Genomic DNA, 19657 nt, shown 5'->3' with positions numbered 1-19657 from the left:
CTGCGGAGAAATGCCCTTTGATGGGCGAAAATGCCCCTTGACAGGGGGCCTAAACAAGATCAGGCCACGGGTGTCATCCAGTGCGCGGGCCGCACGAGGGCCTCGGGCAGGCACGTCGCCGCGTCGCCCCGCGCCGAATCGAGCTGCGCCTGGGTCAGGAACAGGCACCCGGTGAGGTCCGCGCGGCGCAGGTCGGCGTCCCGCAGGTCGGCCCCGAGCAGGTCGGCCGCCCGCAGGTCGGCGCCCCGCAGATCGGCGGCGATCAGGTACGCGCCGCGCAGGTCGGCTCCGCGCAGGTCGGCGCCCTTCAGCCTCGCGCCCAGGAGGTCGGCCCCCCGCCGGTCCTTCCCCCGCCCGGGCAGGCCCGCCCTGGCGAGCTCGCTGGCCCGCGACAGCAGGCCGCTCACGCTCTGCCGCGCCGCGCCGACGTCCACCTCCGCGAGCTCGCCGGGGCCGCCCCGGGTGAGGCGGTCGATCTCCTCGAAGGCCCGCCGCAGGTCCTCGCGGATCGGGGCGGAGGACGGCAGCGCCGCGGCCTCGTCCAGGTACCGGAGCAGCTCGTGCAGCCGCGTCATGACCGGGAACACGGCGAACATGCGGCGCGCGACGGCCGGATCGCCGCGCCAGTCGCGGCCGGAGAAGGTGTGCAGCGAGACCTTCTGGCCGGCTCCGAAGCAGTCGAAGACCGTGCAGCCCGGGAAGCCGCGCCGCCGGAGGTCGGCGTGGATGCCGCAGCGGAAGTCGTCCAGCAGGTTGCGGCAGGGCTCGCCCGCGTCCTTGTCCATCGCGAAGTCGGCCGACCTGGCGAACGGCAGCGCCACGCAGCACAGCCCGAAACAACTGGCGCAGTCGGCCCGCAGGTCCGCTCTGTCCGACACCCCGACCCCCGTCTTCCTGGACGACGCTCCATTGTCGCGCCGTGCCGGCCATGCCGTGACCGCGCCGGGAGGCGGCGCGGGCCGGTGCCGGGATAAAGTTGCCGACCCTTATGACTGCACCCCTCACCGAACCCGAGATCGTCTCCAGGCTGCGCGCCGCCGGCTGCGTGTTCGCCGAGGACGAGGCCCGGCTCATCCTCTCCACCGCGGGCACCCCCGCCGAGGCCGCCGCGATGGTGGAGCGGCGCTCGGCGGGCGAGCCGCTCGAGCACGTCCTCGGCTGGGCGATGTTCTGCGGGCTGCGGATCGCCGTCGGACCCGGCGTCTTCGTGCCCCGCCGCCGCACCGAGTTCCTCGTCCGGCGGGCCCACGCCCTCGCGCCGCCACGGCCGGTGATCCTGGACCTGTGCTGCGGGTCCGGGGCGCTCGGGGCCGCGCTCGCCTCCGGGCTGGAGGGGTACGCCCTGTACGCCGCCGACATCGAACCCGCGGCGGTCCGCTGCGCCCGCGGCAACATCGCACCGTACGGCGGGCGGGTCTACGAGGGCGACCTCTTCGAACCCGTCCCCGGAGCGCTGTGCGGACTGGTCGACGTGCTCATCGCGAACGTCCCCTACGTCCCCACCGGGGACGTCGAGTTCATGCCGGCGGAGGCGCGCGACCACGAGCCGCGATCGTCGCTGGACGGCGGTCCGGACGGCCTCGCCGTGCTGCGCCGCGTCACCGCCGAGGCCCCGCGGTGGCTCGCTCCCGGCGGGCGCCTGCTGTTCGAGACGAGCGAGCGGCAGGTGCCGGACGCCCTGGCGGCCGTGCGGCGCGGCGGCCTCGCGGCGGCGGTCGAGACCTCCGACGATTTCCATGCCACCGTCATTGTCGGAGCAAAGCCGGTGTAAAACTCCTCAGGCGGGTATCGGTGCGTCAGGACCGAGCCGAAGGAGTGAAGGCAGATGCGCCGCATCAGCGCAGTGATCAGCGCCATTGTCGGGACGATCATCAACGTCGTGACCCTGCCGTTCCGCGTTCTGGGGCGGTTGCTGACCCCCGGCCGCGGCCGGAGCCGCCGCGGAGCGGCGTGACGCATATCCGACTCGCCCCGGGCCGCTCTTCGGAATGGCCCGGGGCGATCGCGTGGAAAAGGCGTTGCACGCCCGTCCGGCGTCCCGCACCATAGAGGGGCGAGCACGGAACGGAAGCGAACCGGAGGGAGTGACGGACATGGTCGCGGGCATCGCGCAGCAGGCGCCGCGGTCCTTCGGGGCCGGCGTGGGGCAGGGTGCCGCCTTTGCCGCGAACGCCTCCGGATAGAGCCGTCAGGCTCCGCCGGAGGCCGCCAGCGAGAAATCCCGGCGGCCTTTCTCGTTCCACACCGCGAGCCACATTCCATCGTCTGTCGACGATCAACCTGGGTCAGTAGCTCAATGGGAGAGCACCCGCCTTGCAAGCGGGGGGATGCCGGTTCGAGTCCGGCCCGATCCACGGCCTTCAAGCTCATGCGGATGAGCGCCCGGGTGAAGACCGGGAGGACGGGGTTCGACTCCCCGGACGGCCACCGAGCGGAGCCTTTGTCGGCTCCGCCCGTCGCACAGGCCGAAATGGTGAGGCGGCTGGCTACCACCCAGCAGGACCGGGTTCGACTCCCGGGTGCGGCTCCGGACTGGACCGGCGGGAGTAACGACCCCCGGCCGGTCCTCCCCGTGCCCTCGGCGGGCGGACGCCACCGCCCGCCGGCGGGCACCCGTGCTGGATCATCCAACGGCAGGATGCGTGACTCTGGATCACGTCATGCGGGTTCGAGTCCTGCTCCAGCAGCTCGTCCGCCCCGGCGCGTCTCAGGGGCGGGTCCCGACGAGGGTCCGCCGCGTGGTCCAGGCGCGGGCCTGCTCGCTGAGCGTGATACCGAGGCCCGGCCGGGCCGGGACGCGCATCCGCCCGTCCCCGATCACGAGCCGCTCCTCGAACAGCGGGCCGAGCCAGTCGAAGTGCTCCACCCACGTCTCCGACGGGTACGCGGCGGCCAGGTGAAGGTGGATCTCCATCGCGAAGTGCGGGGCGAGCCGCAGGTGCCGGTGCTCCGCGAGCGCGGCGACCTTGAGGAAGTTCGTGATGCCGCCGATGCGCGGGGCGTCCGGCTGGAGGACGTCGGCGGCGCCCCGGTCGATGAACTCGCGGTGCTCGGCCACGCTGGTGAGCATCTCCCCGGTGGCGACGGGGGTGTCGAGCACGCGGACCAGCGCGGCGTGCCCCTCGGCGTCGTGGGCGTCCAGCGGCTCCTCGATCCAGGTCAGGCCGAACTCCTCCAGCGCCCGTCCCATGCGGCGCGCCGCCGGCCGGTCCCACTGCTGGTTGGCGTCCACCATGAGCGGGAACCCGTCGCCGAGCCGCTCCCGGACGGCGGCGACGCGGCGCAGGTCCTCGGCCTGGTCGGGATGCCCGACCTTGATCTTGACGCCGCCGATCCCGGCCCGCGCGGCCGCGCCGGCGTTGTCGACCACCTGCTCCAGCGGGGCGCTCAGGAACCCGCCCGAGGTGTCGTAGCAGCGGACGGAGTCGCGGTGCGCGCCGAGGAGCTTGGCGAGCGGCAGTCCCGCGCGCCTGGCCTTGAGGTCCCACAGCGCGATGTCGACGGCGGCGATCGCCTGCCCGGCGAGGCCGCCGCGCCCGGCCGAGGCGCCCGCCCACTCCAGCACCGCCGCGATCCTGCCGATGTCGCTCGGGTCCTGGCCGAGGGCGGCGGGGGCGATCTCGGCGGCGTGCGCGAACTGGCCGGGGCCGCCGGCGCGCTTGGAGTATCCGAAGCCGACGCCCTCGTGCCCTCCCTCGGTGCCGATCTCGGCGAACAGGAGCACCACCTCGGTCATCGGCCGCTGCCGCCCGGTGAGCACCTTCGCGTCGCTGACCGGCGCGGCCAGCGGCAGCATGACCGACGACAGCTCGATCCAGGCGATCCGGTCGAGGGTCGCCTCCCCGGCGGCCTCCATCTCAGCCGACCCGCTTCACGAGTTCCGCGAGCAGATCGGTCTCCGCGCCGGTCAGATCCGTCAGCGGCGGCCGGACGGGGCCGGCGGGATGCCCGGTGACCCGCATGCCCGCCTTGACGATGCTCACCGCGTAGCCCTTGCGGCGGTTCCGGATCTCGCAGTACGGCAGGACGAACTCCGCGAGCCGCCGCCGGACGGCCTCCCGGTCGCCGGCGCGGACGTCGGCGTGGAAGGCGAGCGCGAACTCCGGGGCGAAATTGAAGATCGCCGAGGAGTACGTCGTGACGCCCATCTCCCGGTAGGGGAGCGCGAAGGTCTCGGCGGTCGGCAGCCCGCCGATGTAGACGAGGCGGTCGCCGAGCCGGGACCGGATCCGCGTCATCAGCTCCAGGTCGCCAACCCCGTCCTTGAAGCCGACGAGGTTGGGGCAGGCGTCGGCCAGCCCCGCGACCGTCGCGTCCTGGTAGACGGCGTTGGCGCGGCTGTAGATCGTCACGCCCAGGGCGGTCGCTTCGCACACGGCCCGGACGTGGGCGGCGAGGCCCTCCTGCGGCGCCTCGGTCAGGTAGGGCGGGAACAGCAGGACCCCGTCGGCGCCCGCGCGCTCGGCGTCCTCGGCCATCCGCACGGCCGCCGCCGTCCCGTACCCGGCGGGCGCGACGACCGGGACGCCGTCCGGCGCCTCCGCGACCGCCGCGCGCACGACCCACCCGACCTCGTCCGGCGCGAGTGAGAAGAACTCGCCGGTCCCGCCCGCGGCGAACAGTCCCGCCACGTCGTACTCGCCGAGCCGGGCGATGTTGTCCCGGTAGGCGTCCTCGTCGAACGACAGGTCGTCGCGGAAGTGGGTGACGGGGAACGACAGGAGCCCGGACCCGAGCCTGCGGGCGACCTCGTCGGGCGCGGTCTGCTTCATGCCCCGAGGCTAGGATGGGCGATCGATCCAGGTCCAACACAGAAAACGCATCCACTGATACCCGAAGTGAATCGATGTTCACGCTCACCCAGCTCGCGAACTTCGTGGCCGTCGCCGAGGAACTGCACTTCGGCCGGGCGGCCGCGCGGCTGCGCATGACGCAGCCACCGCTCAGCCGCCAGATCCAGCTGCTGGAGAACGAGCTGAAGGTGCGGCTGTTCGACCGGACGAACCGCTCGGTGCGCCTCACCCCGGCCGGGCGCGCGTTCCTCGTCGAGGCCCGCCGGCTGCTCCAGCAGGCCGACCAGGCCGCGACCTCCGTCCGGCAGGTGTCGGCGGGGGAGGCCGGGACGATCACGCTGGGCTTCACCGCCGCGAGCGCCCACACCGCGCTCGGCCGGGTCCTGGAGACCGCGCGGACGGAGCTGCCGGGCGTCGGGATCGTGCTGCGGGAGATGGTGACCCGCGACCAGGTGCGCGCGCTCGCCGACGGCGGCCTCGACCTCGGGCTGCTCCGCCCTCCGGTGAGCGACCCCGACCTGGTGGAGCGCCGCGCCGACCGCGAGGCGCTGCTCGCCGCGGTCCCGAGCGGCCACCCCCTGGCGGAGGGGGACGGCCCGCTCTCCCTCGCCGACCTGGACGGGCGGCGGCTCATCATGTACTCGCCCGTCGAGGCCCGCTACTTCCACGACCTGCTGATCAGCCTGTTCCGGCAGGCCGGCGTCTCGCCCGTGTACGCGCAGTACCTCAGCCAGGTGCACAGCATCCTCGCGCTGGTCGACTGCGGCTGGGGCCTCGCCCTCGTGCCCGCGGCCGCGGCCCGGCTCCGCTACGCGGGCCTGACGTACCGGCCCGTCGAGCTGCCCGATCCGGCTCCCGTCGAGCTGAGCCTCGCCTGGCGGCGCGGCAACGACAACCCGGCGCTCGAGCGGCTGCTCCGCCACCTGCGAGCGCCTTGACGGCGTCCGTCCGCTCGCTTATTTTGGCGTCCAAATATTGGCCGTCAAAATATCGGCCCGGACCACCCGCTTCCTGGAGGAACGATGAGCGACTTTCCCGCGTACGCGCCGTCGGAGGAGCATGAGCTGCTGCGGGTGACGGTGCGTGAGCTGGCCGAGGCCAAGATCGCTCCTTTCGCGGCGGAGGTGGACGAGGAGTCGCGGTTCCCGCAGGAGGCGTTGGACGCGTTGGTGTCCAATGGTCTGCAGGCGGTGCACGTGCCCGAATCGTACGGGGGTGCGGGGGCCGATGCGCTGGCGACGGTGATCGTGATCGAGGAGGTCGCGCGGGTGTGCGCGTCGTCGTCGTTGATCCCGGCGGTGAACAAGCTGGGGACGGTGCCGGTGCTGCTGGCGGGTTCGGCGGGGTTGAAGGAGCGGTTCCTGGGGCCGGTGGCGCGGGGGGAGGCGATGTTCTCCTATGCGTTGTCGGAGGCGGATGCGGGGTCGGATGCGGCGGGGATGCGCACGCGTGCGGTGCGTGATGGGGATCACTGGGTGCTGGACGGCGCCAAGATGTGGATCACCAATGCGGGGGTGTCGCGGTACTACACGGTGATGGCGGTGACCGAGCCGGGTGCGGGGGCGCGGGGGATCTCGGCGTTCGTGGTGGATTCCGAGCTGGATGCGGGGGTCTCGTTCGGGCCCAAGGAGCGCAAGCTGGGGATCAAGGGGTCGCCGACCCGGCAGGTGCTCTTGGAGGGGGTGCGGGTGCCGGCGGATCGGATGATCGGGGCCGAGGGGACGGGGTTCAAGACGGCGCTGGCGACGCTGGACCATACGCGGATCACGATCGCGGCGCAGGCGTTGGGGATCGCGCAGGGGGCGCTGGACTTCGCGGTGGGGTATGTCAAGCAGCGGCGGCAGTTCGGCAAGGCGATCGCTGATTTCCAGGGTGTGCAGTTCATGCTGGCCGACATGGCGATGCGGTTGGAGGGGGCGCGGCAGCTGACCTATCACGCGGCGATCAAGTCCGAGCGGGCGATGGCCGGTGAGAGGGTGGCGGATCTGACGCTGGTGTCCTCGGCGTGCAAGGCGCTGGCCTCGGATGTGGCGATGGACGTGACCACTGATGCGGTGCAGTTGCTGGGCGGGTACGGCTACACCCGCGAGTTCCCGGTGGAGCGGATGATGCGCGACGCCAAGATCACCCAGATCTACGAGGGCACCAACCAGATCCAGCGCATGGTCATGGCCCGCCAGCTTCTCAAGTAACCGGTCCGCGCCGAGGAACCCGGCGGGATGACTGACCTTCGTCCGTAGCGGGAAGGGGAACGGCCGAGGGGGTGGCCCATGAGCGACCAGAGGCCCGTGCCCGGCATCGACACGAGCGTCCCGCACGTGGCGCGCATCTGGAACTACTGGCTGGGCGGCAAGGACAACTACCCGGTGGACCGCGAGGTCGGAGACCAGATCCTCGGGATGCTGCCGGACGTCGCCCGGCTGGCGCGCGCCTCCCGGTTGTTCCTGAACCGGGTGGTGTGGCACCTGGCCGCCGAGGCCGGGATCCGGCAGTTCGTCGACATCGGCACGGGGCTGCCGACGGTGGACAACACCCACGAGGTCGCCCAGCGCGCCGCGCCCGCGTCGAGGATCGTCTACGTCGACAACGACCCCCTGGTCCTGGAGCACGCGAAGGGCCTGCTCACCAGCACGCCCGAGGGGAACACCGCCTACATCCACGCGGACCTGCGCGATCCCGACTCGATCCTGGAGAGCGCCGCCGAGACGCTCGACCTCGGGAAGCCGGTCGCGTTCACGCTGATGGGCATCCTGGAGTTCGTCCCGGACGACGACCAGGCGTACGGGATCGTGCGGCGGCTCATGGACGCGGTGCCCTCGGGCAGCTACCTCGCCATGTACGACGGGACGAACGTCGTGCACGGCGAGGCGTCCGACCGCATCGTGGACGTCTGGAACGCCTCGGGCAACGCGCACCTCGTCCTGCGGACGCCCGAGGAGATCGGGCGCTTCTTCGACGGGCTGGAACTGGTGGAGCCGGGCGTCGTCCCGGTGACGCACTGGCGGCCGGACGCGGCCGCCGAGCCGGAGGCCGTCGACGCCTACGGCGCCGTGGGCCGCAAACCCTAGACCCGACCTCGCACGGAACAGGCCCCGATGACCGGAACCGAGTTCGTCTACACGCTGTACATCGGCACCACGCCGGAGCGGCTCTGGGAGGCGCTCACCGAACCGGACCTCACCCGCCGCTACTGGGGCGTGGCCTTCGAGACCGACTGGAAGCCCGGGTCCGCCGTCATCTGGCACGAGGAGGGCGCGTCGACGTCCCATCCCGAGCAGGTCGTCCTCGAAGCGGAGCCGGGCCGGCGCCTCTCCTACACCTGGCACACCTTCACGCCGGAGTGGGGGCGGGCCACCGGCGTGGACGAGGAGACCCGGGCCAGGCTGCTCCTGGAGCCCCGCTCGAAGGTGACCTTCGAACTCGAACCCGTCGGGGGGACGGTGAGGCTGACCGTGGTCCACGAGGGCGGGGAGGTGCTGCTCGGCATGTCCCGGGAGGGCTGGCCGCACGTCCTGTCCGGCCTCAAGACCCTCCTGGAGACCGGGGCCCCGCTCCCCACCACCTGACCGGTCGCGTGCCGAAACGCTCCACGGCCACCCGATCCGTCACCTGAGCATGCTGCTGCCGCCGGACTCCTCTTCGCCGTCGGAGGTGTGCTCAAGCTCCAGGTACTCGTCGTCGGGCCAGAGCTCGTCGGCCACGAAGGCGAGGTACTCCTCGTCGCCGGGGTCCAGTTCGGCGGTCATGGACTCCGGGTGGCCCGGGGGCTCGGCGGCCGGGGGAGGGACCGCGACGGGGCGCGGGGCCTCGGGGGCGAGCCCCTGCGGCTCCGGGACGGGTCGCGGCTGCATGGGGTGGAGGAGATTCGGCAGGAAGAGGCCGAACAGGGCGACCAGGGACGCGAGGACCTGGACTGTGACCACACCACACCGTCCTTCCGCGGTCGAGTTCCGCATGAATGTTGCGTAAGTAGCAAAACAGTTGAACGCTACCGGGATCGCCCGCCGGATGGGAGCCCGACATGCGAACCGCTCGAGACGAAGATCCCGTGGAGGCTCCCGCGGGCGCGCGCGGACCGGCGACGGGCGGCTGGGCCGCCCCGTCCGGTCCGATCACTTCTCCAAGGCTGGCGCGATCTCCGCGCGGGAGTGCCGCGACACGCGGAATCGCGGCGCATGCTGCCAGGCTTTGGTGTGAGGGATGGAATCCGCTGGTGGTCGCCGGATGCGGGTGCGGAAAAGTGGTCTCGGCATGGGCCGCGACAGAGAGAACGGCACCGGTCCCGGGCGACTGCCGGAGCGGTGCGGTGGCGCGGGCGGCGTGGAGGGGCTCGCCCGGCGCCGGAGGGGGCCGGCAGGCCGTCAGATGGGCGTGCCGGTGGGGGCCGCGGGTCTAGGCGGCCGTGGTGGGGCGGTGCGGGGCGATGACGCGCCCGTCGGGAAGCAGTTCGCCGGTGTCGTCGAAGACGACGACGCCGTTGCAGAGAAGGCTCCACCCCTGCTCGGGGTGGGCGGCGACGATGCGCGCGGCCTCGCGGTCGAGGTCGTCCGGCTGCGGACAGAGCGGCTCGTGCGTGCAGATGGTGCGGTGTTCGGCGGTCACAGGGTTCCTCCACGGGTGTCCCACGTGTTTAAGGACAAACTTCAGCCTGCCGCGCCACGTCCGAAATATGCAAGTGGATGACGAATTTTTTACCAACGAACACGTGTGAATCCGCCGAAGCTCGGGCAATCAGGGCCGATTCACCACAAGACGCCTTCGTCAGGCTCGCCGCCGTGGTCCACGTCCAGGCCGACGACGGCCGTGCAGCCCGTGCAGATCCACTCGGCGATGACGGCCTCGGAGTTGGTGCCGTGCGTCCGGTACGGGCGCTCCACGGTGCGGCGCCGCATCCCGTGGCCGCAGGAGGAGTGCAGGAGCCTTCCGCAGGCGGGGCACGGCCAGACGTCCTCGCGCCGCAGGTCGCACCGGGGGCACAGCGGCGACTCGTAGTGCCCCGCCGGCTCGCCGAACTCCAGCTCGACGCGCCACTCGTGCTCGAGGTCGAGGTACTCGTCGGCCGGCCAGTGGTGGTCGGCCAGCCACGCGAGGTACTCCTCGTCCCCCGGGTCGAGGACGGCCGTGAGCGACTCGGGGTGCTCGTCCGAACGGTCTCGGCACCTGCCGCGCCGCGCGGTGGCCAGGAGCGTCAGCAGGCCCAGGAGCGCGGCCGCGGCCAGTCCTGTCGCCAGGGGCATCGCGGCGTCCTCAGATGATCTTGTGGCGGGAAGGTCCGATCATGAATGCACTTCACAAAACGCTGCGAACGCTACAAGAAAGGCCCGACAACGGAAAAGTCGATCAAAAAGATCCTTTACCTGGATCATGACCGTGCCCCGGGCCCGAAACCGGCGGCGAGGCCGTCCAGAACCTCGGGGCCTGCGGGAACCGGGCCTCCGAGGCTCCTCCGCGGCGGCGGGCGGCGGAGCCGGTTTCACTCTCCGCTGAATCCGCCGATCAGTCCTTCCGGCCGAGCACGGCGACCATCTGGGTGTGCAGGGGGTGCTCCAGCGGGCCGGTCGGACCGGCGGGCCGCCATTCGGTCACGTTGGCCACCCCCGGCTCCAGGATCGTGAGGCCCTCCATGAACCGCTCGATCTCGGAGGAGTGCCGGAAGTAGGACCCGCCGAGCCCCGACTGGAGGACGCGCTTGGCCTCCTCGACCCGCGGGTCGTCCCCCGCGTCGTGCAGATGGGTGAGCACGACGTGGCTGCCCGGCGCCAGGAACGGGAGCAGCGCCCGGACGACGCCCGCCGGGTCGCGCTCGTCCGGCACGTGGTGGATGATCGCCGCCAGCACGACCCCCACCGGCCGCGACAGGTCGAGCAGCCCCGTCAGCGCGGGGTCGGTGAAGATCTTCTCCGGCTCGTACAGGTCGCCCTGGATGAACGTCGCGACGCCGCTCTCGGTCAGCAGCGCGCGCCCGTGCGCCAGCACGATCGGGTCGTTGTCGACGTAGACGACCCGCGCGGCGGGGTTGGCCGACCGGGCGAACTGGTGCACGTTGGAGGAGGTGGGCAGCCCCGAGCCGATGTCCACGAACTGGTCGATCCCGAGGTCGCGCGCCATGTAGGTGACGGCCCGCTCGATGGCGACCCGGTTGCCCTGCGCCACGACGGGGGCCTCCGGCACGAGCTGCATGACCATGTCGGCCACCTCGCGGTCGGCGGCGAAGTTGTCCTTGCCGCCGAGGAAGTAGTCGTACACGCGCGCGAAGGTGGGCGTGGAGGGGTCGATGCCCGGAGGCGCGTTCTCTGGGAGGTCGTCGGCCACGCGCGCGGCTCCTTCTGTTGTGCGCCCTGATCCCCTGAACGGGCGACGGCGGTGATCCAACTTTAGGGCGGTTCTCCGCCCTCGTCCGGGTTTTGGCGGTCTGGGGCGCGGTGGGGTGCGGTTTTCCGCAGGGGAGGGGGTGCGGGACGCGGCCGGAAGGGTCGGCGGTGCGCTCCATGGCGGCGGCCCGCCCCGGTTCCTAGCGTCGTGTACATGATCGAGACGATGTACGCGGCGTCCGGGGGCGAGCCGGCCGGGGGCGTCGCCGGGTGGGCGACGGATCTGATGGACCGGCTGGGCGCACCCGGGGCGGGGCTGGCGATCGCGCTGGAGAACCTGTTCCCGCCGCTGCCGAGCGAGGTGATCCTCCCGCTCGCGGGATTCTCGGCGGCGCAGGGCCGGATGAGCCTGGTGGCGGCGCTCGTGTGGACGACGGCCGGCAGCGTGGTCGGGGCGCTGGCCCTGTACGGGATCGGGGCGCTGATCGGACGGCGCCGGATCCGCGCGCTGGTGGACCGGCTGCCGCTGCTCAAGCTCGACGACCTGGACCGGACGGAGGCGTGGTTCGCCAAGCACGGCGCCAAGGCCGTGTTCTTCGGCCGCATGGTCCCGATCTTCCGCAGCCTGATCTCCGTCCCCGCGGGGGTCGAGCGGATGGGCATGGGGGTCTTCCTGCTCTACACCACCCTCGGCAGCCTGCTGTGGAACACGGCGTTCGTCCTGGCCGGATACGGGCTCGGGGACAACTGGCGGACGGTCGAGGAGTTCGTCGGCGCCTACTCCACGGCCGTGCTCGCGCTGGCCGGACTGGCGGCGGCGGCGTTCGTCGCCGTACGTATCGTGAAGGCTCGCAGGTCCTCGCGGCGGCCGGGGGCAGGGGCCGACCGAGCGGAGGTGCTCGAAAGTGATCGCGACTTCTGAGGTGCGGCGCGGCGGCCCGCGCGCGGTGGCGCGGGCCGCGGTCGGCCTGCTGCTCGGCGCGGCCACCGCCGGAGCGGAGCTGGTGCTGCTGGCGGTGGCGGCCCTCCTGATGGCCTACTCGATGGCGTTCTCGCGCGGGCGCCGCAAGGTCCCCGCGGCGGTCGCGGACGGCGCCGAACTCCTGGCCGAGCTGGAGCTGTGGAGGCTCAGGGCGTTCCTCGGCGAGGGCCGGGCCGTCCGCTACGGGCCGCTGAAGGCGCTCGCGTACCTGGTGCTGCGGGTTCCGGTGGGGCTGCTCGGCGGAGTGATCCTGCTGCTGGTCGCCTACGGCGCGGCGGTCGCGGTGCGCCTCGCGGTCGGCTGGTGGATCACCGGCGACCACCTGGACGGCATCCCGCCGAGCTGGTGGATCGTCCTCTACACCGCGGTCGCGGGCGTGGTCCTGCTCTTCCTCGCCGTCCAGGGCCTGGTCGGGGTCGCGGTGATGGAGCGGAGCGTGGCCAGGCGGTGCCTGGGGCCGAGCCCGCTGGAGGAGTACGAGCGCCGCATCGCGCAGCTGTCGGTCACGCGGGCGCAGGTGGTGGACGCGGTGGACGACGAGCGCCGCCGCATCGAGCGGGACCTGCACGACGGCGTCCAGCAGCGGCTCGTGGCGCTCGGCATGCTGATCGGCCGGGCCCGCCGCGCGGGCGACGGGGAACGGGCGTCGGAGCTGCTGAGGCAGGCGCACGAGGAGTCGCAGCGGGCGCTGGCCGACCTGCGGGAGGTCACCTGGCGGGTCTACCCCGCCGCGCTGGACGGGGAAGGGCTGCGGGCGGCCCTGGAGACGGTGGCCGAGCGGTCCGCCCTGCCGGTGGAGATCGACTACGACGTCCCGGACCGGGTCCCGCACGCGGTCGAGACCGCCGCCTACTTCGTCGTGTGCGAGGCCGTCACGAACGCCGCGAAGCACTCCGGCGCCGCGTCGGTGCGGGTGGCCGTCCTCCGCCGGCACCGCGCGGGATCGGCGACAATGATCGGTGTGCGCATCCGCGACGACGGGAACGGGGGAGCCGACCCCGCGGGCGGCGGCCTCGCCGGGCTGGCCCGCCGGGTCGCCGCGCTGGACGGGACGTTCTCCGTGGACAGCCCGCGCGGCGGCCCCACCGTGATCACCGCGGAGCTGCCGTGCGGGTGATGCTCGCCGAGGACTCCACGCTCCTGCGCGAGGGGCTGGTCCGGCTGCTCGCGGAGGAGGGCCACCGGGTGGAGGCGGCCGTCGGCGACGGCGACGCCCTGATCGCAGCGGTGGCCGAGGGCCCGCCCGACGTCGTGGTGGTGGACGTCAGGATGCCGCCGACCCACACCGACGAGGGCCTGCGCGCCGCGCTGGAGATCCGGCGGCGCTGGCCGGACGTCGCCGTGCTCGTCCTCTCGCAGTACGTGGAGAAGCGCTACGCCACCGAACTGATCACCGCGGACACCGCCGGGGTCGGCTACCTGCTGAAGGACCGGGTCGCGCAGGTCGACGAGTTCCTCGACGCCCTGGAGCGCGTCGGCGCGGGCGGCGCCGCCTTCGACCCGGAGGTGGTGCGCCGGCTGCTGGCCGCGCACGGCGCCCGGGACGACCCGCTGGCGCGCCTCACCCCGCGCGAGCGGGACGTCCTCGACACGATGGCGCAGGGGCACACCAACGCCTCGATCGCCGCCCACCTGCACATCTCGCAGAGCGCCGTCGAGAAGCACGTCAACGCGATCTTCGACAAGCTCGACCTGTCGCAGGCGACCGGGTACAGCCGCCGCGTCCTCGCCGTCCTGCGCTACCTCGGCTCCTGACCGGGGCGCGGGGCGGCCTACTCGATCCCCTCGGCGATCCGCAGCGCCATCGCCATGACGGTGAGCTGCGGGTTCACCTCGGGGCAGGTCGGCAGCACCGACGCGTCGGCGACGTGCACGCCGCGCACGCCCCGCAGCCGCCCGGACGGGTCCACCGGCGCCCTCGCCGCGTCGGCGCCCGACTTCACCGTCCCGGTCGGGTGGAACCCGGCGAGGTGCAGGTCGCCGGCGGGCGCCATCGCCGCGGCGCGGGTGAGCTCGGCCTCGTCGCGGGCCACCGGGTGGCGGGGCAGGCCGGTGAGGACCTCCTCGGCGCCCGCCGCGAACAGGATCCGGCCCATCGCGACGAGGGCCCGCCGCAGCCGGGCCGCGTCCTCCCGCGCCAGGTCGTAGCGGACGATCGCGCGGTGCCGGGCGCCGTGCACGCGGCCGGACGGCGCGTCGGCGATCATCGCGCCGAGCACGGCGAGGCGGTCGGCGCCCTCCAGCGCGCGGCGCAGCGCCCGCCCCGAGCCCGGCAGCGGGAACGAGCTCATGCCGGGCGGGCTCGCCGTGGCCTCGATGAGGATCCCGTCGCCGTGCAGCTCCTCGACGCCGACGCTCTGCATCACCCCAGACCACGACACGACCGGCTCGGCGAAGCGCCCGGCGATGTTCGTCGCGGGGTGCACGGCCATGCCGCGCCCCACCTCGGGGTGCCCGCCGAGCCCGGACCGCCGCAGGAGCAGGGGCGTCTCCGTGGCACCGGCCGCGACGACGACCCGCGGCGAGAGGATCTCGAAGACCGTGCCGTCGGGGCGGCGCGCGCGCACGCCGGTGGCGGTGCCGCGCTCGACGAGGATCCGGTCGACCCGGGCCTGCGAGACGATCCGCGCTCCCGCCTCGCATGCCTGGGGGAGCGCGTTCAGGTGGACGCCGTACTTCGCGTTGTGCGGGCAGCCGGCGGCGCACTGCCCGCTGCCCACGCAGTCGGGCGCGTTGCGGCGCAGCGGGCCCGCGCGCCAGCCGAGCCGCTGCGCGCCCTCCAGGGCGAGGAGCCCGTTGCGGCCGAGGGGCCCGAGCGGCTGCCGCGCGACCCTCAGCGTGGCCTCGACCTCGTCGAGCCGGTCGCCGAAGGCCTCGACCGGGACGCCGAGCCCCGCCCACCGCCGAAGGACGCGGTCCGGCGTCCGGTAGCAGGTGCCGCTGTTGACCACGGTCGTCCCGCCGACGGCCCTGCCCTGGGGCAGCAGCACGGGCGGGCGCCCGAGCGCGACGGTGGAGCCGCCGTCCCGGTACAGGTCGAGGAAGCGGTCGAGCGGGGGGCGCTCGCGGAACTCGGCGACCGTGAACCGCCGCCCCTCCTCCAGGACGACCACCGACATGCCGCGCCGGGCGAGGGTCCGCGCCGCCATCGCGCCGCCCGCGCCCGACCCGACCACGACCGCGTCGGCGGTCGAGCACGCGGGCCAGCCGCCCGACGGCGTGCAGTCGAGCGGCGCGTCGGGACGGGGGTCGCCGGCGGCCCGGGGGAGCGGCAGCAGCTCGGTGCCGGCGGCCAGCAGCAGGGGGATCTTCAGCGCCTCCACGAGCCGGGCCGCCGGCTCGCGGGAGGTCAGCAGGGCGCAGAACGCGTCCCGGCGGTCGGCGTCCAGGCCGTCCAGCGGGTGCCCGGTGGCGAGCCGGGAGAGCGCGTCCAGCGTGCCCGCCCCGGCGCGCAGCCCGAGCCGTGCGGGCGCCGGCATCGCCCGGCCGATGGCCTCCGCGCGGGCCGAGACGCGGGCCACGTCGCCGGCGTCCTCGATGCCGAGCAGCGCCGCGACCGCTCCGGTCATCGCGCTCATCGCAGCCCCACCTCCGCGTGCCCGGTGCCGTCGAGCCGCCACTCGCGCTCGGTCTCCCAGCCGCGCCCCGCCCGCCGGGCCAGGACGATCCGGACGTCGGCGCGCTCGGAGTTGTGGCAGACGGCCGGCGCGCCGTCCGGGTCGGCGTAGTCGACCGAGACGGTCTCCCCGGGCGGCAGCGCCACCCGCACGTGGACGGCCCGGTCGCCGAGGCGGCCCTGGACCGTCCAGACGGGCAGGCCGATGTCGGCGCGCAGCCGCAGCGCCGCGAGCAGCGGGTCGCCGGAGGCGAGGTCCGCGCCGTCCACCCGGAGCCGGAGGAACGGCAGCGGCGGGAGCCGGTTCATCCCCGGCCGCGTCGAGACCGCCGCCACGATCTCGCACACGTCCCCGCCGCCGAGGTCGGCGTGCAGCCACGCCCAGCGTCGCGCGTTCCCGTGCCCGTAGATCCGGGCGGACGCGCCGGGCGCGGCCTCCAGTTCGAGGGCGCGGTCGCCGAAGCGGACCACGCCGTCGTACCTCGCGTCCGGCCTCGGGACGATCTGCGCGGCCGGCAGCAGCTCCGACTCCCACGCCCAGCGCGGGAACGTGTAGAGGGGCGGTCCGCCGCCGGTCTCGCGCAGGTCCCAGGTGACGTCCCCGGCGGTGCCCGCGAGCCGGTCGCCGGCCTGCACGACGGGCCCGGCGGCGAACCCCGCGTCCTCCGGGGGGCTCCACTCCCGCGGGCCGAACCGAGCCAGCACCGGCGCCTCTCCGGGCGGGAAGACCGCGGCCCAGCCGTGCGCCCGCGCCCCGCCCCCGTCCCGCCCGTCCCTGTCCGGCGCGACGAGCTCGTGGTGGATCCAGACGCCGGTTCCGGTCGCCGGGTCGGTCAGCGTCGTGTACCAGACCTCCAGCCGCCCGGCCTGGCCGCGCCAGCGCGACCGCATCGGGTCGGGCCCGGGGAACCGGAAGCCGCCGAGGAACCGGGCGAGGTCGCGGCGCAGGTGGAAGCGCAGCCGCGCCTCGCCCACCACGGCCCCTTCCTCGTCGGTCACCGTGAGCGGCAGGAGCGTCATCGACCGGACGGGCCGCCGCGGGGTGATGGTCTTCCAGCCGTCCAGGCGCAGCCGCCGCCCGTCGCCGGAGGTGAAGGCGAGGGTGTAGCGGATCCGGCGCGCCGCGATCGGCGCCACCCGCAGCCGCCCGGCCGCCGCGGGGTCGTCCGCCCAGTCCGGCACGTGGACGCGTCCGGTGAGCGCCCCCTCCGCGTCTCCCCAGGGGCGCAGGACGCCCGGCAGGTCGGCGGCGAGCTCCAGCCGCATCGGACGCTCGCGGTCCTCCCCGGCGAGCCGCAGCGTCCCCTCCATCACCTCGCCGAACACCGTGCGCCGCGCGCTCACCGCTCACCCCGCATGATCGACTCGGTCTCGGCGAAGTACGCGCCCGCCGCCGCGCGCGCCCGCGCGGCGTCGCCCTCGCACAGGGCGTCGATCAGGGGTGCGAGCCGGTCGGCGGCGGCCGGCGGGTCGGCGAACGCGTGCGTGAAGCCCTCCCGGACGGCGAGGTAGGCGTTCAGCAGGGCGTTGACCATGAACCCGTAGACGCGGTTGCCGGTGGCCGCGGCGACGACCCGGTGGACCTCGCACTCGGCGAGCTGCGCCTCCTCGCCTCCGGCGGCGTCGCGCACCCGCGCGGCCAGCTCCCGCAGCCGCTCCCGCTGCTCGCCGGTCGCGTGGACCGCCGCCTTGGCCGCGACCTGCGCGCCGACCTCCCGGCGCACCTCGAAGATCTCCGCCATCCAGGCGGCCCCGACCGTGCTGACCAGCATCGGCAGCAGCTCGGGCCCGCCCAGCCGCTCGTAGTCGCGGACCCGCGTCCCGACGCCGTGCCGCGTCTCCAGCAGCCCGGCCTGCGCCAGCCGGACGATGGCGTGCTTCAGCGACGTCCGGGTGACCTCGTAGCCGGCGGCGAGGTCGCGCTCCGGCGGCAGGTAGGAGCCGGGCGGGTAGCGGCCGCTCAGCACGTCGTCGCGCAGCCGGTCGACGAGGGCGTCGACGACGGTGTCGCGGGGGATCGGGGAGGACGGCACCGGCAACCTCCAGAGGATGAGTGGATGAGCCACTGGACCACGCGCGCCGCCATGGCGTCAAGGCCATGGCAGGGTGGGTGGCGTCACGAGAGGGGGCGGAACATGGTCGGCACGCTCGACTGGGGACCGGCGAACGAACGGCGCGACCTGCTGGCGGATCCGGTGGCCGCGGCGATAGGCGGCCTGACCGGCGCGGAGGCCGCCGAGATCGACCCGGACCTCGCCGACACGGCGGCGTTCTGCGAGCGCTACGGCGTCCCCCTCGACATCAGCGCCAACTGCGTGGTCGTGGCCGCCAAGCGCGGCGGCGAGGTCGCCCACGCCGCCTGCATGGTCCTCGCGACCGGCCGCGCGGACGTGAACGGCGTGGTCCGCAAGCACCTGGGCGCCCGGAAGGTCTCCTTCGCGCCGATGGCCGACGCCACGTCCCTGACCGGCATGGAGTACGGCGGTATCACCCCGGTCGGCCTCCCCGAGGGCTGGCCGATCCTTGTGGACGAGGCCGTCGCCGCCGCACCGCGGGTCGTCATCGGCAGCGGTCTGCGCAGATCCAAGCTCCTCCTCCCCGGCAAGGCCCTGACCGGCCTCCCCGGCGCCGAGGTCATCGCCCTGGCGCAGTAGGCGCTCCCAGCCCGCCTCGGGGGCGGCCGGCGTCTGGCGTTCCAGTCCGCCTACCCCGCGGGCGGGACGGAGTCGACGGCGTAGCGGACGCCGCCGACCGCTTCGGCGCGGGTGAGCAGGGTCCGGTTGGCTTCGAGCATCTCCGCGACGGACGCGCAGCCCGGGGAGGCGGTGCGCAGCACGCTGAACAGGACGGGATCGTCAGGCGCCGCCAGCATCGGGACGCGGTCCACCCGCAGCGCCTTGACGAGGACCACGCCGAGGCCGAGGTCCGCCGGGGTCATCTCGGCGACCGTCGCCCCGATCACCGCCGCGGCCGCGGAGCCGGGCAGCAGGACCATGCCCCACGGGTGCGGGCGCGCCCACTCGCCGAGCGCGACCAGCTCGGCCACGTCGGGACGCAGCCGGTCGGCGAAGTCGGCGTAGGGGAGTTCCTCGGTCTCGGTCGTGCCGGGAGGCGGTTCGCCCGGCCCGTACAGGACGGCCTTGGCCTCGTACGCCCAGCCGGTCTCGGAGGGCTTGACCTGGCCCGAGACGTGCTCGGCCCGGGTCTCGCGCTGGACGCGCAGGAGGTCGGCGGCGTCCCGGCACGGGACCGTGCAGGACAGCACCCGCTCGGGCGCCGGGACGAGCCGCAGGGTAGCCCCGGTGATCACGCCGTGCCGGCCCAGCCCGCCGCGGACCCTGTCGAAGACGTCCGGGCGGACGGACGAGGAGCAGGCGACGGGCTCCCCGTCCACGACCACGTCCAGGGCGAGGACGTTGTCGGCCTGCGTCCCGTACCGGTGGGACGTCCCGCCGACGCCGGCCGCGGAGATCGTCCCGCCGACGGTGACGTCGAGGTGGTCGGTCAGGACGGGCGGGGTCAGCCCGAGCGGCAGGGTCGCGGCGAGGACCGCGCGCCAGCTCGTCCCGGCCCCGACCACCGCGCGGTCGGGGCGGACCTCATGCACGCCCGCGAGCCCGCTCAGGTCGAGCGACACGCCCGAGGTCAGCGACTGCCCGTAGGTGGAGTGCCCGAGGCCCCGCGGCACCGCTTCGAGGCCGTGCGCGGCGGCCTCGCGGACCGCCGCCGCGGCCTCCCGCGCCGTGGCCGGCCGGACGGTCCGCGCGGGCGAGCGTTCGACGATGCCCCCGAAGTCGCGCATGAGGTGCCTCCGTCACGTGGTGGTCAGCGCCTTCCGAGCACGTTAGCCGCACCGGCGCGACTGTGATCTAGGTAACTTTCCGCGCCGCCGTGCCGGGCCGTGTGACTGGTGCGTCAACAGCGGTCACCAGCCGGGAAAGGAATATGGCCCGCT

Annotated in this window: 21 protein-coding genes and 3 tRNA genes; 13 read left to right on the top strand and 11 right to left on the bottom strand. The window is 74.0% G+C overall.

Annotated elements, in window-relative coordinates; all coding sequences use genetic code 11:
* Nucleotides 1-59: 59 nt before the first annotated feature.
* A complete protein-coding gene (locus tag FKD65_RS08165; protein ID WP_141576889.1) occupies nucleotides 60-878 on the bottom strand; it encodes a pentapeptide repeat-containing protein in 819 nt (272 codons plus the stop codon).
* A gap of 110 nt (nucleotides 879-988) precedes the next feature.
* On the opposite strand from FKD65_RS08165, the gene FKD65_RS08160 reads away from it, so the two are divergent.
* The 5 genes from FKD65_RS08160 to FKD65_RS08145 all read left to right on the top strand — a co-directional run bounded on the left by FKD65_RS08160 (nucleotide 989) and on the right by FKD65_RS08145 (nucleotide 2687).
* A complete protein-coding gene (locus tag FKD65_RS08160; RefSeq protein WP_141576888.1) occupies nucleotides 989-1771 on the top strand; it encodes a putative protein N(5)-glutamine methyltransferase in 783 nt (260 codons plus the stop codon).
* Between the two features lie 54 nt (nucleotides 1772-1825).
* Entirely contained in the window at nucleotides 1826-1954 is a 129-nt protein-coding gene (locus FKD65_RS46105) for an LPFR motif small protein (protein WP_254714467.1), read from the top strand.
* Between the two features lie 328 nt (nucleotides 1955-2282).
* A tRNA-Ala gene (locus FKD65_RS08155) sits at nucleotides 2283-2354 on the top strand.
* Nucleotides 2355-2455: 101 nt separating this feature from the next.
* Nucleotides 2456-2527, top strand: a tRNA-Gly gene (locus FKD65_RS08150).
* Between the two features lie 89 nt (nucleotides 2528-2616).
* Nucleotides 2617-2687, top strand: a tRNA-Gln gene (locus FKD65_RS08145).
* A 20-nt stretch (nucleotides 2688-2707) separates the two neighbouring features.
* Here FKD65_RS08145 and FKD65_RS08140 read toward each other — a convergent pair.
* Together FKD65_RS08140 and kdgD are read right to left on the bottom strand one after the other, a co-directional pair.
* Nucleotides 2708-3856, bottom strand: coding sequence for a mandelate racemase/muconate lactonizing enzyme family protein (locus FKD65_RS08140; protein WP_141576887.1), 1149 nt, complete (start codon nucleotides 3854-3856; stop codon nucleotides 2708-2710).
* Nucleotide 3857: 1 nt separating this feature from the next.
* Entirely contained in the window at nucleotides 3858-4772 is a 915-nt protein-coding gene (gene kdgD / locus FKD65_RS08135) for a 5-dehydro-4-deoxyglucarate dehydratase (RefSeq protein WP_141576886.1), read from the bottom strand.
* 74 nt (nucleotides 4773-4846) lie between these two features.
* On the opposite strand from kdgD, the gene FKD65_RS08130 reads away from it, so the two are divergent.
* From FKD65_RS08130 to FKD65_RS08115, 4 genes are all read left to right on the top strand, one after another.
* Nucleotides 4847-5731, top strand: a complete 885-nt coding sequence (locus FKD65_RS08130; protein ID WP_141576885.1) for a LysR substrate-binding domain-containing protein — start codon at nucleotides 4847-4849, stop codon at nucleotides 5729-5731.
* A gap of 84 nt (nucleotides 5732-5815) precedes the next feature.
* Entirely contained in the window at nucleotides 5816-6985 is a 1170-nt protein-coding gene (locus tag FKD65_RS08125; RefSeq protein ID WP_141576884.1) for an acyl-CoA dehydrogenase family protein, read from the top strand.
* A gap of 78 nt (nucleotides 6986-7063) precedes the next feature.
* On the top strand, nucleotides 7064-7861 hold the full coding sequence (locus tag FKD65_RS08120; RefSeq protein ID WP_141576883.1) for an SAM-dependent methyltransferase: 798 nt from the start codon (nucleotides 7064-7066) through the stop codon (nucleotides 7859-7861).
* A 27-nt stretch (nucleotides 7862-7888) separates the two neighbouring features.
* The gene (locus tag FKD65_RS08115) at nucleotides 7889-8359 is read left to right on the top strand and encodes an SRPBCC family protein (protein ID WP_141576882.1); all 471 of its coding nucleotides are present in this window, start codon (nucleotides 7889-7891) and stop codon (nucleotides 8357-8359) included.
* A gap of 39 nt (nucleotides 8360-8398) precedes the next feature.
* On the opposite strand, the gene FKD65_RS08110 is transcribed toward FKD65_RS08115, so the two are convergent.
* The 4 genes from FKD65_RS08110 to FKD65_RS08095 all read right to left on the bottom strand — a co-directional run bounded on the left by FKD65_RS08110 (nucleotide 8399) and on the right by FKD65_RS08095 (nucleotide 11105).
* A complete protein-coding gene (locus FKD65_RS08110) occupies nucleotides 8399-8716 on the bottom strand; it encodes a hypothetical protein (RefSeq protein ID WP_141576881.1) in 318 nt (105 codons plus the stop codon).
* A gap of 469 nt (nucleotides 8717-9185) precedes the next feature.
* On the bottom strand, nucleotides 9186-9374 hold the full coding sequence (locus tag FKD65_RS08105) for a DUF5999 family protein (RefSeq protein WP_141586573.1): 189 nt from the start codon (nucleotides 9372-9374) through the stop codon (nucleotides 9186-9188).
* 161 nt (nucleotides 9375-9535) lie between these two features.
* Nucleotides 9536-10030 carry a hypothetical protein gene (locus FKD65_RS44870; RefSeq protein WP_205718601.1) on the bottom strand — a complete coding sequence of 165 codons (495 nt, stop codon included), beginning with the start codon at nucleotides 10028-10030 and terminating at the stop codon, nucleotides 9536-9538.
* Between the two features lie 259 nt (nucleotides 10031-10289).
* Nucleotides 10290-11105: an SAM-dependent methyltransferase gene (locus FKD65_RS08095; RefSeq protein ID WP_141576880.1), complete on the bottom strand. Its 816-nt coding sequence runs from the start codon at nucleotides 11103-11105 to the stop codon at nucleotides 10290-10292.
* A gap of 213 nt (nucleotides 11106-11318) precedes the next feature.
* Here FKD65_RS08095 and FKD65_RS08090 point away from each other — a divergent pair, with 213 nt between their 5' ends.
* Genes FKD65_RS08090 through FKD65_RS08080 form a run of 3 tightly spaced genes read left to right on the top strand, consistent with a single transcriptional unit; the run spans nucleotide 11319 to nucleotide 13841 of the window.
* Nucleotides 11319-12026: a DedA family protein gene (locus FKD65_RS08090; RefSeq protein WP_141576879.1), complete on the top strand. Its 708-nt coding sequence runs from the start codon at nucleotides 11319-11321 to the stop codon at nucleotides 12024-12026.
* Nucleotides 12010-13203, top strand: coding sequence for a sensor histidine kinase (locus FKD65_RS08085; RefSeq protein WP_240810024.1), 1194 nt, complete (start codon nucleotides 12010-12012; stop codon nucleotides 13201-13203). The genes FKD65_RS08090 and FKD65_RS08085 overlap by 17 nt, the downstream gene beginning before the upstream one ends.
* On the top strand, nucleotides 13194-13841 hold the full coding sequence (locus tag FKD65_RS08080; protein ID WP_168220982.1) for a response regulator transcription factor: 648 nt from the start codon (nucleotides 13194-13196) through the stop codon (nucleotides 13839-13841). The genes FKD65_RS08085 and FKD65_RS08080 overlap by 10 nt, the downstream gene beginning before the upstream one ends.
* Nucleotides 13842-13858: 17 nt before the next feature.
* On the opposite strand, the gene FKD65_RS08075 is transcribed toward FKD65_RS08080, so the two are convergent.
* Genes FKD65_RS08075 through FKD65_RS08065 form a run of 3 tightly spaced genes read right to left on the bottom strand, consistent with a single transcriptional unit; the run spans nucleotide 13859 to nucleotide 17735 of the window.
* On the bottom strand, nucleotides 13859-15664 hold the full coding sequence (locus tag FKD65_RS08075; RefSeq protein WP_141576878.1) for a GMC family oxidoreductase: 1806 nt from the start codon (nucleotides 15662-15664) through the stop codon (nucleotides 13859-13861).
* A complete protein-coding gene (locus FKD65_RS08070) occupies nucleotides 15661-17046 on the bottom strand; it encodes a hypothetical protein (RefSeq protein ID WP_205718600.1) in 1386 nt (461 codons plus the stop codon). The genes FKD65_RS08075 and FKD65_RS08070 overlap by 4 nt, the downstream gene beginning before the upstream one ends.
* Nucleotides 17043-17735 (bottom strand): FadR/GntR family transcriptional regulator, encoded by a 693-nt coding sequence (locus FKD65_RS08065; protein WP_205718599.1) that lies wholly within the window; start codon nucleotides 17733-17735, stop codon nucleotides 17043-17045. Before FKD65_RS08065 ends, FKD65_RS08070 begins: the two co-directional genes overlap by 4 nt.
* Nucleotides 17736-17837: 102 nt before the next feature.
* Here FKD65_RS08065 and FKD65_RS08060 point away from each other — a divergent pair, with 102 nt between their 5' ends.
* Nucleotides 17838-18356, top strand: a complete 519-nt coding sequence (locus FKD65_RS08060) for a YbaK/EbsC family protein (protein WP_141576877.1) — start codon at nucleotides 17838-17840, stop codon at nucleotides 18354-18356.
* A gap of 50 nt (nucleotides 18357-18406) precedes the next feature.
* Here the strand turns inward: FKD65_RS08060 and FKD65_RS08055 are convergent, their stop codons facing one another.
* The gene (locus FKD65_RS08055) at nucleotides 18407-19504 is read right to left on the bottom strand and encodes an FAD-binding protein (RefSeq protein ID WP_141576876.1); all 1098 of its coding nucleotides are present in this window, start codon (nucleotides 19502-19504) and stop codon (nucleotides 18407-18409) included.
* Nucleotides 19505-19657: the final 153 nt, after the last annotated feature.

The organism is Actinomadura sp. WMMA1423 (assembly GCF_006547145.1).
Taxonomy (GTDB): Bacteria; Actinomycetota; Actinomycetes; order Streptosporangiales; family Streptosporangiaceae; genus Spirillospora.
The sequence above is the reverse complement of the archived record's forward strand: the minus strand, read 5'-3'. Positions and strand labels throughout refer to the sequence as shown.

Bases quoted from the DNA above. Each gene is read 5' to 3' on its own strand.
- FKD65_RS08160 (WP_141576888.1), top strand. From the start codon at position 989: ATGACTGCACCCCTCACCGAACCCGAGATCGTCTCCAGGCTGCGCGCC.
- FKD65_RS46105 (WP_254714467.1), top strand. From the start codon at position 1,826: ATGCGCCGCATCAGCGCAGTGATCAGCGCCATTGTCGGGACGATCATC.
- FKD65_RS08140 (WP_141576887.1), bottom strand. From the start codon at position 3,856: ATGGAGGCCGCCGGGGAGGCGACCCTCGACCGGATCGCCTGGATCGAG.
- kdgD (WP_141576886.1), bottom strand. From the start codon at position 4,772: ATGAAGCAGACCGCGCCCGACGAGGTCGCCCGCAGGCTCGGGTCCGGG.
- FKD65_RS08130 (WP_141576885.1), top strand. From the start codon at position 4,847: ATGTTCACGCTCACCCAGCTCGCGAACTTCGTGGCCGTCGCCGAGGAA.
- FKD65_RS08125 (WP_141576884.1), top strand. From the start codon at position 5,816: ATGAGCGACTTTCCCGCGTACGCGCCGTCGGAGGAGCATGAGCTGCTG.
- FKD65_RS08120 (WP_141576883.1), top strand. From the start codon at position 7,064: ATGAGCGACCAGAGGCCCGTGCCCGGCATCGACACGAGCGTCCCGCAC.
- FKD65_RS08115 (WP_141576882.1), top strand. From the start codon at position 7,889: ATGACCGGAACCGAGTTCGTCTACACGCTGTACATCGGCACCACGCCG.
- FKD65_RS44870 (WP_205718601.1), bottom strand. From the start codon at position 10,030: ATGCCCCTGGCGACAGGACTGGCCGCGGCCGCGCTCCTGGGCCTGCTG.
- FKD65_RS08090 (WP_141576879.1), top strand. From the start codon at position 11,319: ATGATCGAGACGATGTACGCGGCGTCCGGGGGCGAGCCGGCCGGGGGC.
- FKD65_RS08075 (WP_141576878.1), bottom strand. From the start codon at position 15,664: ATGAGCGCGATGACCGGAGCGGTCGCGGCGCTGCTCGGCATCGAGGAC.
- FKD65_RS08060 (WP_141576877.1), top strand. From the start codon at position 17,838: ATGGTCGGCACGCTCGACTGGGGACCGGCGAACGAACGGCGCGACCTG.
- FKD65_RS08055 (WP_141576876.1), bottom strand. From the start codon at position 19,504: ATGCGCGACTTCGGGGGCATCGTCGAACGCTCGCCCGCGCGGACCGTC.